Source organism: Occallatibacter sp. (assembly GCF_035317045.1).
Lineage (GTDB): Bacteria > Acidobacteriota > Terriglobia > Terriglobales > Acidobacteriaceae > Telmatobacter.
In genome coordinates, this window is sequence record NZ_DATHHT010000037.1 from 1 (window position 1) to 13,602 (window position 13,602).

At 57.7% G+C, this 13,602-nt stretch carries 23 protein-coding genes; all 23 read left to right on the plus strand.

All coding sequences use genetic code 11. The features are described 5' to 3' along the window. The coding region (locus VK574_RS18005) for an EF-Tu C-terminal domain-related protein (RefSeq protein WP_472799411.1) at positions 1-514 on the plus strand (514 nt) is incomplete at its 5' end. Between the two features lie 114 nt (positions 515-628). After that, on the plus strand, positions 629-946 hold the full coding sequence (rpsJ, locus tag VK574_RS18010) for a 30S ribosomal protein S10 (protein ID WP_348264174.1): 318 nt from the start codon (positions 629-631) through the stop codon (positions 944-946). A gap of 131 nt (positions 947-1,077) precedes the next feature. Next, a complete protein-coding gene (gene rplC / locus VK574_RS18015) occupies positions 1,078-1,803 on the plus strand; it encodes a 50S ribosomal protein L3 (protein ID WP_472801258.1) in 726 nt (241 codons plus the stop codon). 115 nt (positions 1,804-1,918) lie between these two features. Next, a complete protein-coding gene (rplD, locus tag VK574_RS18020) occupies positions 1,919-2,587 on the plus strand; it encodes a 50S ribosomal protein L4 (protein WP_472801259.1) in 669 nt (222 codons plus the stop codon). Then, complete coding sequence (locus VK574_RS18025; protein ID WP_472801260.1) at positions 2,587-2,880, plus strand: 50S ribosomal protein L23; 294 nt, start codon at positions 2,587-2,589, stop codon at positions 2,878-2,880. The genes rplD and VK574_RS18025 overlap by 1 nt, the downstream gene beginning before the upstream one ends. A 160-nt stretch (positions 2,881-3,040) precedes the next feature. After that, positions 3,041-3,865: a 50S ribosomal protein L2 gene (gene rplB, locus VK574_RS18030; RefSeq protein WP_472801261.1), complete on the plus strand. Its 825-nt coding sequence runs from the start codon at positions 3,041-3,043 to the stop codon at positions 3,863-3,865. Between the two features lie 15 nt (positions 3,866-3,880). Continuing rightward, positions 3,881-4,183, plus strand: coding sequence for a 30S ribosomal protein S19 (gene rpsS / locus VK574_RS18035; protein ID WP_472801262.1), 303 nt, complete (start codon positions 3,881-3,883; stop codon positions 4,181-4,183). Positions 4,184-4,255: 72 nt separating this feature from the next. After that, positions 4,256-4,774, plus strand: coding sequence for a 50S ribosomal protein L22 (gene rplV / locus VK574_RS18040; RefSeq protein WP_472801263.1), 519 nt, complete (start codon positions 4,256-4,258; stop codon positions 4,772-4,774). Between the two features lie 24 nt (positions 4,775-4,798). Further along, positions 4,799-5,467, plus strand: a complete 669-nt coding sequence (rpsC, locus tag VK574_RS18045; protein ID WP_472801264.1) for a 30S ribosomal protein S3 — start codon at positions 4,799-4,801, stop codon at positions 5,465-5,467. Between the two features lie 174 nt (positions 5,468-5,641). After that, positions 5,642-6,088 (plus strand): 50S ribosomal protein L16, encoded by a 447-nt coding sequence (gene rplP / locus VK574_RS18050; RefSeq protein ID WP_472801265.1) that lies wholly within the window; start codon positions 5,642-5,644, stop codon positions 6,086-6,088. Between the two features lie 54 nt (positions 6,089-6,142). Continuing rightward, positions 6,143-6,550, plus strand: a complete 408-nt coding sequence (gene rpmC, locus VK574_RS18055) for a 50S ribosomal protein L29 (RefSeq protein ID WP_472801266.1) — start codon at positions 6,143-6,145, stop codon at positions 6,548-6,550. Continuing rightward, a complete protein-coding gene (rpsQ, locus tag VK574_RS18060; protein ID WP_472801267.1) occupies positions 6,547-6,879 on the plus strand; it encodes a 30S ribosomal protein S17 in 333 nt (110 codons plus the stop codon). Before rpmC ends, rpsQ begins: the two co-directional genes overlap by 4 nt. A 28-nt stretch (positions 6,880-6,907) precedes the next feature. Next, a complete protein-coding gene (gene rplN / locus VK574_RS18065) occupies positions 6,908-7,279 on the plus strand; it encodes a 50S ribosomal protein L14 (protein WP_348264184.1) in 372 nt (123 codons plus the stop codon). A 129-nt stretch (positions 7,280-7,408) separates the two neighbouring features. After that, on the plus strand, positions 7,409-7,735 hold the full coding sequence (gene rplX / locus VK574_RS18070) for a 50S ribosomal protein L24 (RefSeq protein ID WP_472801268.1): 327 nt from the start codon (positions 7,409-7,411) through the stop codon (positions 7,733-7,735). Positions 7,736-7,909: 174 nt separating this feature from the next. Further along, the gene (gene rplE / locus VK574_RS18075) at positions 7,910-8,458 is read left to right on the plus strand and encodes a 50S ribosomal protein L5 (RefSeq protein WP_472801269.1); all 549 of its coding nucleotides are present in this window, start codon (positions 7,910-7,912) and stop codon (positions 8,456-8,458) included. 98 nt (positions 8,459-8,556) lie between these two features. Continuing rightward, the gene (locus VK574_RS18080) at positions 8,557-8,742 is read left to right on the plus strand and encodes a type Z 30S ribosomal protein S14 (RefSeq protein WP_472801270.1); all 186 of its coding nucleotides are present in this window, start codon (positions 8,557-8,559) and stop codon (positions 8,740-8,742) included. Positions 8,743-8,903: 161 nt separating this feature from the next. Beyond that, a complete protein-coding gene (gene rpsH / locus VK574_RS18085) occupies positions 8,904-9,299 on the plus strand; it encodes a 30S ribosomal protein S8 (RefSeq protein WP_472801271.1) in 396 nt (131 codons plus the stop codon). Positions 9,300-9,510: 211 nt separating this feature from the next. After that, positions 9,511-10,050 (plus strand): 50S ribosomal protein L6, encoded by a 540-nt coding sequence (gene rplF / locus VK574_RS18090; protein WP_472801272.1) that lies wholly within the window; start codon positions 9,511-9,513, stop codon positions 10,048-10,050. 145 nt (positions 10,051-10,195) lie between these two features. After that, positions 10,196-10,543: a 50S ribosomal protein L18 gene (rplR, locus tag VK574_RS18095; RefSeq protein ID WP_472801273.1), complete on the plus strand. Its 348-nt coding sequence runs from the start codon at positions 10,196-10,198 to the stop codon at positions 10,541-10,543. A 118-nt stretch (positions 10,544-10,661) separates the two neighbouring features. Further along, positions 10,662-11,168 carry a 30S ribosomal protein S5 gene (gene rpsE / locus VK574_RS18100; protein WP_472801306.1) on the plus strand — a complete coding sequence of 169 codons (507 nt, stop codon included), beginning with the start codon at positions 10,662-10,664 and terminating at the stop codon, positions 11,166-11,168. A gap of 2 nt (positions 11,169-11,170) precedes the next feature. Further along, a complete protein-coding gene (gene rpmD, locus VK574_RS18105) occupies positions 11,171-11,380 on the plus strand; it encodes a 50S ribosomal protein L30 (protein WP_472801274.1) in 210 nt (69 codons plus the stop codon). Between the two features lie 155 nt (positions 11,381-11,535). Further along, positions 11,536-11,997, plus strand: a complete 462-nt coding sequence (rplO, locus tag VK574_RS18110) for a 50S ribosomal protein L15 (protein WP_472801275.1) — start codon at positions 11,536-11,538, stop codon at positions 11,995-11,997. A gap of 196 nt (positions 11,998-12,193) precedes the next feature. Beyond that, positions 12,194-13,579, plus strand: coding sequence for a preprotein translocase subunit SecY (secY, locus tag VK574_RS18115; RefSeq protein ID WP_472801276.1), 1,386 nt, complete (start codon positions 12,194-12,196; stop codon positions 13,577-13,579). The last annotated feature ends 23 nt before the right edge of the window (positions 13,580-13,602 follow it).

Genomic DNA, 13,602 nt, shown 5'->3' on the forward strand with positions numbered 1-13,602 from the left:
TGGCACGGTAGTCACGGGCCGCATCGAGCGCGGCAAGGTGAAGGTTGGCGAGGATGTCGAGATTGTCGGCTTCCGCGAGACCCGCAAGTCGGTTTGCACGGGCGTTGAAATGTTCAAGAAGCAGCTGGACGAAGGCCTGGCGGGCGATAACGCCGGCATCCTGCTGCGCGGCATTGCCAAGGAAGACGTGGAGCGCGGCATGGTTCTGGCCAAGCCGGGATCGATTACGCCTCACACCAAGTTCAAGGGGACGATCTATGTCCTGAGCAAGGAAGAAGGCGGCCGTCATACGCCGTTCTTCAAGGGTTACCGTCCGCAGTTCTACTTCCGTACGACGGATGTAACCGGAGTGGCGGAATTGCCTGAAGGCACGGAGATGGTGATGCCGGGCGACAACGTGGAGCTGACGATTGAACTGATTACGCCAGTAGCCATGGAAAAGGGATTGCGGTTTGCCATCCGCGAAGGCGGACGCACGGTAGGCGCAGGCGCGATTTCGGAAATTATCAAGTAGCGAGTGTGCAGTGAACAGTGGACAGCCGAAGCTGCTGCGGTTCAAGCAAAGAGCGACGGCAGGCGAAGAAAACTGATCACTGTTCACTGAACACTGATCACTGGAAGGACGCAAATGGTAGGTCAAAGGATACGAATTCGGTTGAAGGCATACGACTATCGCGTGCTGGATACCTCGACCGGCGAGATTGTGGAGACGGCCAAGCGCACCGGAGCAACGGTTGCAGGTCCGATTCCGTTGCCGACGATCAAGAACAAGTACTGCGTGCTGCGTTCGCCGCACGTGGACAAGAAGTCGCGCGAGGCGTTCGAAATTCGCACCCACAAGCGGCTGATTGACATTCTTGAGCCGACGCAACAGACGGTGGACGCGCTGATGAAGCTCGATCTCCCGGCAGGCGTGGACGTCGAGATCAAGGCGTTTGAAAAATAGGACTGGCCGTCCAGGCGGACGCGCTCTTCGAGCGCCAAGTCTGAGCAGCAGGACCTAAACCAAAAGTAGAAAGCCCGAGAAGGGCCCGGCAGTGCAGAGTCGAGTGCTTTGCATGATGAGGTGAGGAAGATATGGCAGTCACAGGGATTCTGGGAAAAAAGATCGGCATGACGCAGGTCTTCGACGAGAAGGGCGATGTGCACCCGATTACGGTGTTGCAGGCCGGCCCTTGCGTGATTACGCAGTTGAAGACGTTGGCCAGGGACGGCTATGACGCCGCGCAAATTGGCCTGGTGGAGTTCATCAAGACCAAGAACGTGACCAAGCCGCAGGCCGGACACTTCGCGAAGACCGAAGCGCCGCCGGTGAAATTGATCAAGGAAGTCGCCGTGGAAGCTTCCCCGGAAGGCGAAGTACAAACGAAGGCCGGCGACCGCGTGCTGGTGGATATCTTCACCGATGCGAAGTTTGTTGACGTGATCGGTACTTCGAAAGGCCGCGGTTTCGCTGGCGTCGTTCGCCGGCACAAGTTTGGCGGCGGACCGAAGTCGCACGGACACATGTTCCAGGTGCAGGGTTCGATCGGTGCATCGAGCTTTCCGTCGCGCGTTTTCCCAGGGCAAAGAATGCCGGGGCACATGGGCGCGGCGCAGATCACGGTTCGCAATCTTCGCATTCGCGGTATTGATCTCGAAGAGAACCTGTTGATGGTTGAAGGTGCAGTTCCGGGATCGCGTGAAGGCTATGTGCTGATTTCGAAGGCCAAGACTCCACCACGCGAGCGTCGTGGATTTGCGGGCTCGACCACGGTCGATCCGCTGAAGGCTTCGAAGAAGGCAACCGCAAAGAGGAAGTAAGCCAGCTGCGGTGGGCCGAAGGCGCCATGCGGCGCATGAGATGGAAGCTGACGGAAAGACGTCGGCGGAAGAGATTCAGAGCCGGATGTGAGTCCGGCGGAAGAAGAAGAAGACGATGGCAAACGTAGATGTTGTAAATTTGAACGGCGAAAAAGTGGGCTCGCTCGAACTGGCCGATTCGGTTTATGGCCAGGTCAACGAGGCTCTGCTGTGGGAAGCGGTGAAGCACTATCGCGCTTCGCTGCGCCAGGGCACGCACAAGACCAAGAGCCGCACTGAAGTTTCGGGTTCCGGCAAGAAGCTGTGGAAGCAGAAGGGCACTGGCCGCGCACGTATCGGCTCAGTCCGCTCGCCACTGTGGCGGCATGGTTACACCGTGCACGGACCCAAGCCGCGCAGCTATGACTATGCATTCCCCCGCAAGAAGTTGCAGGGCGCATTGCGTTCGGCGCTGGCTTCAAAGCTGGCCGACGGCAAGCTGACGGTGGTGGATACGCTGGAGTTGAAAGAAGGCAAGACCAAGCTCTATCGCCAGGCGCTGGACAAGCTTTCCGTGACACGCACGGCGTTGATTGTCGAAAACGGCAAAACGCTCTCGCAGTCGCTGATGCTCGGTGCGCGCAATCTGAAGGGCGTCGAACTGGTTCTCAACAACGAAGTGCATCCCTACGATCTGTTGCGGTATGAGCGGGCTATTTTCTCCAAGGCCGCGATCGAGCAGTTGACGGATTCTCTTGTGAAGACCGTTTCAAAGCGCAGCGCAGCGCATACGGAGGCCGCGTAATGTCGAGTCTTTATACAGTGATTCGTCGGCCCTTGATTACGGAAAAGGGTTTGAGCGTAAAGGAAACCGAGGGCACGCTGGTGTTTGACGTGGCTCCCGATGCTTCAAAGACCGAAGTGAGGCAGGCAGTGGAGGCTCTCTTCAAGGTGAAGGTGGCCGCGGTGCGGACCGCGAACGTGGTGGGCAAGGAACGCCGCCGCGGAAAGTTCGCGGGATTTCGACCGGATTGGAAGAAGGCTTACGTTCGGCTGAAGGCTGGGGAGAAGCTGCCGGAGTATGTGAGCAACCTGTAAAGGCAGTGAACAGTTGTCAGTGAACAGTGTTCAGTGGAGTTCACGATTCAAAGTTCACAGTTGCCAACAAGGAATATCGGAGCCGGTGAAGTAGAGAGGCTTCGGAGAAACGGGGAGAGCGGCGCAGAAGTCAGGCGCAGGCACTCCAGGACATAAGACGATGGCTATCAAGACATACAGACCGATAACGCCGACGTTGCGCTTTCAGACCACGCTGGTCAATGACGACCTGACGACGGACAAGCCGCACAAGCCGCTGCTGGCAGTGCGCAAGCGCACGGGCGGACGGCGCAACACGGGCGACATGACGATTCGCCACCACGGCGGCGGACACAAGCAGAAGATCCGCCTGATCGACTTCAAGCGCGATAAGTTCGGAGTGCCGGGGAAGGTTGCGACCATTGAATACGATCCAAATCGCTCGGCCCGCATTGCGCTGGTGCACTATGCCGACGGCGAGAAGCGCTACATTCTGCAGCCTGTGGGCTTGAAGGTTGGGGCAACGGTAAGTTCCGGTCCCGAGGCCGATATCCTGGTGGGCAATGCACTGCCGCTCAAGAATATTCCCGCCGGCACTACGGTGCATGCCGTTGAGTTGCGGCCGGGCAAAGGCGCGCAGATGGCGCGTTCGGCCGGTGCGCAGGCGCAGCTGGTGGCGAAGGAAGGCGACTACGCGCTTCTGAAGCTTCCTTCCGGCGAAACGCGCAAGGTGCTGGTAGAGTGCCTGGCGACGGTTGGACAGGTGGGTAATACCGATCACGAGAATGTGTCGATCGGCAAGGCGGGACGCAACCGCTGGAAGGGCATCCGCCCGACCAACCGCGGCGTCACGATGAATCCTGTGGATCACCCGCACGGCGGAGGTGAGGGCAAGACCTCGGGCGGCCGTCATCCGGTAACCCCGTGGGGCCAGCCGACGCGCGGATACAAGACACGCAACAACAAGCGGACCGATGCGTTCATCATCAGCCGCCGGGCGAAGTAGAGGAGCTGAGGGACTATGGCACGTTCGACGAAAAAGGGCCCGTTTGTGGATGCGCACCTGACGACAAAGATCGAGGTGCTCAACGTGGCCAACGATAAGAAGGTCGTGAAGACCTGGTCGCGGCGCTCGACGATCTTCCCGGAGTTTGTGGGACACACGATCGCGGTGCACAACGGCAAAAAGTTCGTTCCGGTGTACGTGACCGAGAACATGGTGGGACACAAGCTGGGTGAATTCGCTCCGACGCGCACGTTCAAGGGGCACACAGGCGGATCGAAGGCGGCGGAAGCTGTGGCGAAGCCGGCGGGACCGCGTTAGAGAAAAGCAGTGGACAGTGAGCAGTGGACAGTTCACTGAATACTGCCAGCAAAGATTTTGAGGAAGAAACCAATGGCAGTCGAGACAAAAGAATACCGGGCCGAAGCAAGGTTTCAGCGGGTGTCGCCGCAGAAGGCGCGGCTGGTGCTGGACCTGATCAAGGGCCGGGGCGTTCAGGAAGCGCTGGAGACGGCCCAGTTCACCAAGAAGCGCATTGCTCCGGTGATTCACAAGCTGCTGACCTCGGCTGTGGACAACGCGAAGTACGTGTCGGGCGAGCGGGGTGAAGATGTCGACGTCGACAACCTCTATGTGAAGTTGGCGATTGCCAACGACGGTCCGCGCATGAAGAGGATCCGTCCCGCTCCGATGGGGCGCGCATATCGCTACCAGCGCAGGCTGACGCACATCATCTTGTCCGTGGCCGAGCGCGATGGCGGAAACTCGCACCTGGTGACCAAGGCTGACGAGCCGGCAACAGCAGGCAAGTCAGGGAAGAAGACGGGCGCGAAAAAGTCAGTCCCGAAGACGGCAAAGAAATCAGCGGCGAAGAAGCCGGTTGCAGCAACGAAGAAAAAGGCCAAGAAGTAGGCCGAGAGGTTTGAGGAAAAAAGTATGGGACAGAAAGTCCACCCTTATGGATTCCGGCTGGGAGTGAACAAGCCGTGGCGTTCGCGCTGGTTCTCTGAGCGCGACTATGACAAGCTCCTGGTCGAAGACGTGAAGCTCAAGGCAGAGCTGCGCGAAAAGCTCAAGGCTGCCGGCGTGAGCTCGGTGGAAATCGAGCGTCCGGGCAACAAGCTGCGCTTTCTGATTCGCACCGCGCGTCCGGGTATCGTCATCGGCCGCAAGGGCGCGGAAATCGAGAAGCTCAAGACCGAGCTCGGCAAGCGCACCAACCGCGAAGTGTTCATCGACATCATCGAGGTGAACAAGCCGGAACTGGACGCACAGCTGGTGTCTGAGAATATCGCGCTGCAGCTCGAAAAGCGCGTGAGCTTCCGCCGCGCGATGCGCAAGAGCGTGGATTCGGCGCTGCGTTTCGGCTGCAAGGGAATCAAGGTGCGTGTCTCCGGCCGTTTGAACGGCAACGAAATCGCGCGCTCGGAGTGGTATCTGCAGGGGCGTTTGCCGCTGCACACGCTGCGCGCCGATATCGATTACGGGTTTACCGAGGCGCACACCACCTACGGCGTAATCGGCGTAAAGACGTGGATCTATCGCGGCGACATTTACGAGCAGAAGCGTCGCCAGCCCGCGCCCGCAGGTTCGGGAGTGTTTTAAGGGCAGTGGACAGTGATCAGTTAATAGTGGTCAGTGTCCGGGCGAGTTGAAGGTTTTTGGGTTCTTACGAAGGCGGTTGGAGCAGGACGAAGGAACAGTTGAGATGCAGGCTGAAGTAAATGCCAACTGTTCACTGTTCACTGTCAACTGACCACTGCACTTGAGGATTTCGTTATGTTGATGCCAAAGAAGGTGAAGTTCCGGAAGCAGCAGAAGGGCAAGCGGCGCGGTAAAGCGTGGCGTGGATCCTCCCTGTCTTTCGGTGAGTACGGTTTGAAGGTCCTGGAGTGCGGGTACATCACCGACCGGCAGATCGAAGCCAGCCGTATCGCCATGACTCGCTTCATCAAGCGCGGCGGCAAAATCTGGCTGCGGCTGTTTCCAGACAAGCCAATCACCAAGAAGCCGGCCGAAGTCCGTATGGGTTCCGGCAAGGGCGCGCTGGATCACTGGGTAGCAGTCGTTCGCCCCGGCAAGATCCTGTTCGAGATGGAAGGCGTGACGCCTGAAATCGCGCAGGAAGCAATGCGACTGGCGTCGAACAAGTTGCCGCTGCGGACCAAGTTTGTGCAGCGTCCGGGCGCCGAGCGGGTAGTAGCGGCCGAAAAGAAGTCGGCCTAGGGAAAGACGCGTCGCTGATTCCCGCGGGGATTGGCAGAGCGCCGGAGAGAAAAGATGGAACTCGCAAAGATTCGTAGTTTGAGCGACGACGAGCTGCTGCACCACGAGAAGACCTCGGGTGAACAGCTGTTCCGGCTTCGCTTCCAGGTCTCGATGGGGCAGAACGACGGAGTGAAGAAGCTTCGCCAGTTGCGCAAGGAGATCGCACAGATCAAGACCGTTTCGCGCGAGCGCGCACTGGGCATTCGCGGCGCACAGCATGAGCTGGTTTCAACCTTGCCCCATGGCGAAGAGAAGAAGACCGCGAAAACCAGCGCGAAGAAGCCGGCGAAGGCCAAGTCTGCGAAGGCCAAGTCTGGCGCAAAGAAGAAAAGCGTGACGAAGGGACCCAGGTCCACCGCTAAGAAGAGCGCCAAGAAGAGCGCAGCGGGCAGCGCAAAGAAGAAGGGAGCCGGTAAATGACGGTAGCAACAGAGAAGCAGGCGCCGGCATCCCGGCGTAACGAGAAGGTGGGCAACGTGGTTTCGACCAAGATGCAGAAGACCATTGTGGTCGAGGTCGAGATGCGCAAGGCCCATCCGAAGTACAAGCGCATTGTGAAGAGCTCGAAAAAGTTCTACGCGCACGACGAGCAGAATTCGGCGCGGCTGGGCGATGTGGTTCGGATTCGCGAGACCAGGCCGTTGAGCAAGCTGAAGCGGTGGTCGCTTGAAGAGATCGTTCGGCGTTCGTCGCTGGCGCAGATTGAAGACACGGCTGGAACAGCCGCCGCAGTAGAAGCCGCCAAGTAGGCGGACCGGTTCTTAAGGAGAAGAATCCATGGCTGTGCAAATGAGAACCATGCTCGCGGTGGCCGACAACTCCGGCGCGCGCAAGCTGCAAGTGATTCTGCCCCTGGGCGGCGGACTCGGCAAGAAAGCCGGATTGGGCGATGTGGTGACTGCCGCGGTGAAGGAAGCTTCGCCGGATGGCACGGTGAAGAAGGGCAAAGTGGTGAAGGCGGTGATTGTCCGCACCCGCAAAGAGCACCGTCGCCGTGACGGAACCTATATCCGCTTCGACGAAAATGCGGCAGTGGTGATTGACGACGCGCACGAGCCGGTGGGTACGCGCGTGTTCGGCCCCGTCGCTCGCGAACTGCGTGAGAAGAAGTTTTTGAAGATAGTGTCGCTGGCACCGGAAGTGGTTTAGGGGCAGTGAACAGTGCACAGTGAGCAGTGAACAATTTTGACGGTGGCAATGAAGCAGTCATGGCTAAGTAGGGCTGAGATTCTGCAAGTAGACCTGTCCACTGTTCACTGACCACTTGGGAGAAAACAAATGCCGAGTTTGAATATTCGTCGTAACGATGTGGTGAAGGTGCTCGCGGGTTCCGATAGCGGCAAGACCGGCCGTGTGTTGCGCGTATTCCCCGACAAGGGAACGGTGCTGGTGGAGCACGTGCGCGTAGTGAAGAAGACGGTCTCGAGCAAGCAGGGACAGCGGACCAAGGGCGGCATTGCGGAACACGAGTCCCCGATCAATGTGTCCAATGTGGCCCTGCTCTGCCCGAACTGTGAAACCGCCTCCATCGGCTACAAGGTTGAGGGCACAAGCAAGCAGCGGATTTGCAAGACGTGTGGGACCGAGTTGCCCACGAAGAAGTAAGAGGCAGTGAACAGTTGTCAGTGATCAGTGGTCAGTTTTTTCGTGCCCAAGTGCAGCATCATTTCTGATCACCGAACACTGATCACTGAAGACTGATTTTGGAAACCTTCCGCAGCGGTACACGGATCGACAAAAGCGGTCCACTCCGAAGACCGGAAGAAAGAGAGTGAAGGAATGGCAGCAAGGCTGAAAGAGAAGTACAACAAGGAAATCAAGCAGGCGCTCAAGAAGGAACTGGGCATCGAGAACATGATGGCTGTTCCGCGGCTCGAGAAGGTCGTCATTAACATGGGCCTGGGCGAAGCGACGCAGAACACCAAGCTTCTGGATCCGCTGGTGGGCGACCTGACGCAGATTACCGGACAGAAGCCGGTGATGACCAAGGCCAAGAAGTCGATTGCGGCCTTCAAGGTGCGTGCGGGCATGTCCATCGGAGCGATGGTGACGCTGCGCAACGAAAAGGCGTACGAATTTCTCGATCGCCTGATCTCGACAGCACTGCCGCGGGTTCGCGATTTTCGCGGCGTGTCGACCAAGAGTTTTGACGGGCGCGGCAATTACACGCTCGGTTTGCGCGACCAGTTGATCTTCCCTGAGATTGATTATTCGAAGGTGGAAAAGCTGAAAGGCATGAACATCACGATCGTGACCACGGCGAAGGACGACAACGCAGCGCGTGCGCTGCTGAAAGCCTTCGGCATGCCGTTCCGGCAGGGCGCGTAAGAACAGTTCGTAGTTCGCAGTTTGTAGTTCGCAGCCAGGGTGCCGGCGATTGAACAACTGAGAACTATGAACTAAGAAATGTGAACTTTTGAGGGTTTATGGCAACTACTGCAAAGAGAGTGAAGGACGCGCGGAAGCCGAAGTTCAGCTCCCGCAAACACAACCGGTGCAAGCTCTGCGGACGGCCGCGGGGATTCCTGCGGAAGTTTGGGATTTGCCGCTTGTGCTTCCGGTCGCTGGCGCTCAAGGGAGAAATCCCCGGCGTCGTCAAGTCCAGCTGGTAAGAAAAGCAGTGAACAGTGAACAGTGGTCAGTGAACAGAAAAACTGACCGGCACGAACCGAACTGATCACTGTCCACGGTGCACTGATCACTGAAGTACGCATTTCCGCTGGTTCTCCTGTTGAAGTGAGACCGGGAGCGAACGGGGAATGAAGGAGAAGGAATGAGTCTGACCGACCCAGTAGCAGATTTTCTGGCGCGGATCCGGAACGCAATCCGGGCGCGTCATCAGAAGCTGGATGTACCGGCTTCCAAGTTGAAGACCGAGATTGCCCGCATTCTCAAGGAAGAGGGCTACATTTCGAACTACAAGACACAGGAAGAGGATGGCAAGCCGATTCTCCGCGTGTACCTCAAGTACGGCGGACAGGAAGCTGCTATTCGTGACCTGGCGCGCATCTCGCGTCCCGGCTGCCGTGTTTATATCGGCCGCGATGAGATCAAGCGCGTTCAGGGTGGACTCGGCATCTCGATCATGACGACCCCCAAGGGCGTGATGACCGGCCGCCAGGCACGCCGCGAAGGCGTAGGCGGCGAACTGCTCTGCGAAGTGTGGTAAAGGCAGTGAACAGTTGTCAGTGATCAGTGGTCAGTTTGTTCGTGCTTGAACTCGCCGCTTAAGAATTGGGTAAACGTTCTGATCACTGTCCACTGAACACTGTTCACTGTTTTCCGGCTGCAGTGGAACGAATGAGAGTGGAAGCAATCACTGTTCACTGAACACTGACCACTGTTCTTCGGGACTCGCAAGCCAATGAAGGATTGATTCGATGTCGCGTATTGGGAAAAAAGTGATTCCGCTGCCCTCCGGCGTGAAGTACAAGGTTGAGGGCAACACGGTCCTCGTTGAAGGGCCCAAGGGTAATGTATCGGCGCTCGTTGCGGATGGCATTTCCCTCGAGACCAGGGACGGCGCTCTGCATGTAATCCGCGCCAGCGAGGACAAGGCTGCGGTGCATGGCTTGACGCGTGCGCTGGTGTTCAATGCGGTGCACGGTGTGACCAAGGGCTGGACCCGGGAACTGGATATCGTTGGCATCGGCTATCGCGCCGAGTTGAAGGGCAAGGGCACCGTTGTTTTCACGCTGGGTTATTCGCACCCCATCGAGGTTCCGCTGCCCACGGGCATTGAAGTCGCGATCGATCCAAAGCAGACGCACCTCACCATCTCCGGCATCGACCGGCAGAAGGTAGGCCAGGTTGCCGCCGACATGCGTTCGCTGCGCAAGCCGGATCCGTACAAGAACAAGGGCGTCCGCTACTCCGACGAGAAGTTGAAGAAGAAGGCCGGCAAGACCGGCGCGAAATAAACACTGATCAATTGTCAGTGTTCAGTGATCAGTTAGATGACCGTCGACATTAGCAAGTTCTGACCACTGACCACTGTTAACTGATCACTGCAGTTCAACCCGAACGGATCCGTAGGTCGGCTCCGCTATTAGGAAAGAGACGAAGATGATCAAGAGAAATGAAATTCGCCAGCGGATTCACTCGCGCATCCGCGCAAAGCTGGCCGGTACCGGTGAGCGGCCAAGGTTGAACGTGTATCGCTCGCTGAACCACATCTACGCGCAGGTAATTGACGACCAGAAGGGCGTGACCATTGTGTCGGCCTCTACACTGGCCACGAAATCAAAGACCGGCGGCAATGTGGCAGCGGCTAAGGAGATTGGCAAAGCGATCGCGGAGAAGGCGCAGGAAAAAGGCGTCAAGAGGGTGGTCTTCGATCGCGGAGGCTTCCTGTATCACGGCCGCATCAAGGCACTGGCCGAAGCAGCGCGCGAAGCAGGGCTTGAGTTCTAAAAGCAGTGAACAGTGAAACAGTGCACAATGCACAGTGAAAACTTCGAAATGGTGAGAGCATCCAAGTCTGACCACTGATCACTGTCCACTGTCCACTGAAAGAGACGAGAGAGCAATGATGATCTTGAATAAGAAACTCGATGCCAACCAGTACAACCTGAAGGATCAGGTGGTTTCAATTAACCGCGTGACCAAGGTGGTGAAGGGCGGCAAAAACATGTCGTTTGCCGCGCTGGTTGTGGTGGGCGACGCTGCTTCGGGCGTGGTTGGTTACGGATCGGGCAAGGCCAAGGAAGTTCCCCAGGCCATTCGCAAGGGAATCGAAGCGGCCAAGAAAAACCTGGTTCGCATCAACCTGACCGATACGACGATTCCGCACCAGGTGCTCGGCCGCTACGGTTCTGGCCATGTGCTGCTGAAGCCGGCTCCGGAAGGAACAGGCGTGATTGCCGGCGGTGCGGTGCGCGCGGTGATGACCTCGGTCGGCGTGCAGAACGTGCTCACCAAGAGCCTGGGAACGGCGAACCCGCACAACGTGATCAAGGCTACGTTCGATGCGCTGGTGCAACTGCGCGACAGGGCCGATGTGGCCACGGCGCGCGGCAAGCAGGTTGAGGAGCTTTAATCATGGCTGAGACCAAAAAGATTCGCATTGAATACTACCGCTCCAAGAACTCCACTCCCGCCAAGCACAAGGCGGTGGTGAAGGGTCTTGGCTTTACGCGGCTCAACCAGATCGTCGAGCGCGTAGACAACGAATCCATCCGCGGCATGGTGAAGACGGTGCCGCACCTGGTTCGCATTCTGGAAGACGAGAGTGAAACAGTGAAGAAGTGAAGGAGTGAAAAAGTGAAGTATCCTTCGGGCCCCTTCGCTTCTTCAATGCTTGACTGATTCATTTCTTCACTGATTTACTGGTTCACTTCTTCACTGCTTTATCAAACGCGAGTCGCTGAGGATCAACCTCATCGGCGCTATCAGCGAGGAAAATCATGGCAAAGAATCTTTCGAATTTGCGCGCGCCCAAGAATGCAAACACCGGGCCAAAGCGTGTGGGCCGGGGCATGGGATCCGGCATGGGAAAAACCTCGACCCGCGGCCATAAGGGTCAGGGTTCGCGTTCGGGCTTCAGCCTCATGCGCGGTTTTGAGGGCGGCCAGATGCCGCTGCACCGCCGGCTTCCGAAGCGCGGCTTCACCAATATCTTCCGCACCGAGTACAGCGTTGTGAATCTCGACCGGTTTGCCGAGCTCTCCGTGAAGGAAATCGGCCTCGACGACTACAAGAAGCTGGGCCTGGTCTCGAGCAAGAAGGCTCTGATCAAGGTGCTTGGCTCGGGTGATTTGAAATCGGCCATCACCATCCATGCGCACAAGTTTTCAAAGTCGGCCATCGAGAAGATCGAGAAAGCCGGCGGCAAGGCCGTTGTGGCGGGAGCGCCGGCGGCAGCGTAGGACACCCGTCCCCGGGCTAAGAATCGAGATCCGGGGCACCCAATGTGTCCGCGAACACCGCCAGGCTGACTTCAGGGCTGCCAAGATCGAAAGCTGAAGGCATCCGGCGGAATTCGGGGACATGGGGCGACCTTCGCGCTTACACTGGACTTTGGCAAGATCGAGCGGCGTCATCGCCTGAAGCGGAAAACCAAACATGCTTGAAAAGTTTCTGAATATCTTCCGGATTCCTGACCTGCGCAAGCGGGTTCTGTTCACATTGGGCATTCTCGCCGTGTACCGCCTGGGTGCGTTCATCCCCACACCCGGCGTGAACACCCACCAGCTTGAACTGATGTTCAACGCGCAAAGCGGTTCGGCGCTCGGCCTGATGGACCTGTTCGGCGGCGGCAACCTGCGCCGTATGACCATCTTTGCGCTGGGCATCATGCCCTATATCACTGCGTCGATCATCTTCCAGCTGCTGACGGTGGTGTATGAGCCGCTGGCGCGCATCCAGAAGGAAGGCGAACTCGGCCGCAGGAAAATCACGCAGTGGACGCGCTATGTGACGATTGTGCTGGCAGCACTGCAGTCCATCGGCATCGCGGCCATCCTGACCAAAGAAGGTTTGGTCCTTAATCCAGGAATCGGCTTTAGTCTCATGACGGTCCTGACGCTGACGACAGGGTCTGGCTTCATCATGTGGCTCGGCGAGCAGATTACGGATCGCGGCATCGGCAACGGCATGAGTTTGCTGATCTTCGCCGGCATCATTGCGGGTCTGCCTCGCGGTGTTGCCGAAATGGTGACCAAGGTACAGACCAGCGCCTGGGGCTCCCTTACCATTTTTGCCGTTCTGTTCATGGCCGTGGGCATGATCGCGGTCGTCGCGTTTATTGTGTATGTCGAGCGTTCCGAGCGCCGCATTCCCATCCAGAGCGCCCGGCGCATTGTCGGACGACGCATGATGGGCGGCTCCTCAAGTCACCTGCCGCTCAAAGTCAACTCCGGCGGCGTGATGCCGATTATCTTTGCCAGTTCCATACTCTCAGCGCCCCTGTTGTTCGGACAAATGGATTGGGTGCAGAACAACCGGTTCTTCCAGCCAATTCTCCAAGCGCTCGCACCAGGCTACCCCTGGTACGTTCTGCTCAATGCGCTGGCGATCGTATTTTTTGCATATTTCTACGTGTCCATCGTGATGAAGCCAGATGATATTGCTGACAATTTCCGCAAATCCGGATCGTTCATTCCCGGCATCCGACCTGGCAAGCGCACCTCTGACTTTATCAATGACATCCTCACGCGCATTACCTTGGTGGGAGCGGTGTATTTGATCGTGATCCAGATGGTGCCCACTTTCATGATTTCGGGCGTCCGTTTTGACAAGATTTGGTTAATCGGTAGGTTCTTTGAGAGTTTGCCTACCTGGGCTACGCACGGTTTGGGGGTCAATTTCTACTTTGGCGGCACCTCGCTGCTTATCGTAGTGGGTGTCGCTATGGACACTGTCAACCAGATCGAATCGCAGCTGATCATGCGCCATTATGACGGCTTTTCCCCGCGTTCCGGTCGTGTACGCGGAAGGAAAAACTGGTAATGTCGTCGTCTGCAGCAAGTATT

Excerpts from the sequence above, each read along its gene's own strand:
- rpsJ (WP_348264174.1), top strand. The coding sequence starts at position 629 with ATGGTAGGTCAAAGGATACGAATTCGGTTGAAGGCATACGACTATCGC.
- rplC (WP_472801258.1), top strand. The coding sequence starts at position 1,078 with ATGGCAGTCACAGGGATTCTGGGAAAAAAGATCGGCATGACGCAGGTC.
- rplD (WP_472801259.1), top strand. The coding sequence starts at position 1,919 with ATGGCAAACGTAGATGTTGTAAATTTGAACGGCGAAAAAGTGGGCTCG.
- VK574_RS18025 (WP_472801260.1), top strand. The coding sequence starts at position 2,587 with ATGTCGAGTCTTTATACAGTGATTCGTCGGCCCTTGATTACGGAAAAG.
- rplB (WP_472801261.1), top strand. The coding sequence starts at position 3,041 with ATGGCTATCAAGACATACAGACCGATAACGCCGACGTTGCGCTTTCAG.
- rpsS (WP_472801262.1), top strand. The coding sequence starts at position 3,881 with ATGGCACGTTCGACGAAAAAGGGCCCGTTTGTGGATGCGCACCTGACG.
- rplV (WP_472801263.1), top strand. The coding sequence starts at position 4,256 with ATGGCAGTCGAGACAAAAGAATACCGGGCCGAAGCAAGGTTTCAGCGG.
- rpsC (WP_472801264.1), top strand. The coding sequence starts at position 4,799 with ATGGGACAGAAAGTCCACCCTTATGGATTCCGGCTGGGAGTGAACAAG.
- rplP (WP_472801265.1), top strand. The coding sequence starts at position 5,642 with ATGTTGATGCCAAAGAAGGTGAAGTTCCGGAAGCAGCAGAAGGGCAAG.
- rpmC (WP_472801266.1), top strand. The coding sequence starts at position 6,143 with ATGGAACTCGCAAAGATTCGTAGTTTGAGCGACGACGAGCTGCTGCAC.
- rpsQ (WP_472801267.1), top strand. The coding sequence starts at position 6,547 with ATGACGGTAGCAACAGAGAAGCAGGCGCCGGCATCCCGGCGTAACGAG.
- rplN (WP_348264184.1), top strand. The coding sequence starts at position 6,908 with ATGGCTGTGCAAATGAGAACCATGCTCGCGGTGGCCGACAACTCCGGC.
- rplX (WP_472801268.1), top strand. The coding sequence starts at position 7,409 with ATGCCGAGTTTGAATATTCGTCGTAACGATGTGGTGAAGGTGCTCGCG.
- rplE (WP_472801269.1), top strand. The coding sequence starts at position 7,910 with ATGGCAGCAAGGCTGAAAGAGAAGTACAACAAGGAAATCAAGCAGGCG.
- VK574_RS18080 (WP_472801270.1), top strand. The coding sequence starts at position 8,557 with ATGGCAACTACTGCAAAGAGAGTGAAGGACGCGCGGAAGCCGAAGTTC.
- rpsH (WP_472801271.1), top strand. The coding sequence starts at position 8,904 with ATGAGTCTGACCGACCCAGTAGCAGATTTTCTGGCGCGGATCCGGAAC.
- rplF (WP_472801272.1), top strand. The coding sequence starts at position 9,511 with ATGTCGCGTATTGGGAAAAAAGTGATTCCGCTGCCCTCCGGCGTGAAG.
- rplR (WP_472801273.1), top strand. The coding sequence starts at position 10,196 with ATGATCAAGAGAAATGAAATTCGCCAGCGGATTCACTCGCGCATCCGC.
- rpsE (WP_472801306.1), top strand. The coding sequence starts at position 10,662 with ATGATCTTGAATAAGAAACTCGATGCCAACCAGTACAACCTGAAGGAT.
- rpmD (WP_472801274.1), top strand. The coding sequence starts at position 11,171 with ATGGCTGAGACCAAAAAGATTCGCATTGAATACTACCGCTCCAAGAAC.
- rplO (WP_472801275.1), top strand. The coding sequence starts at position 11,536 with ATGGCAAAGAATCTTTCGAATTTGCGCGCGCCCAAGAATGCAAACACC.
- secY (WP_472801276.1), top strand. The coding sequence starts at position 12,194 with ATGCTTGAAAAGTTTCTGAATATCTTCCGGATTCCTGACCTGCGCAAG.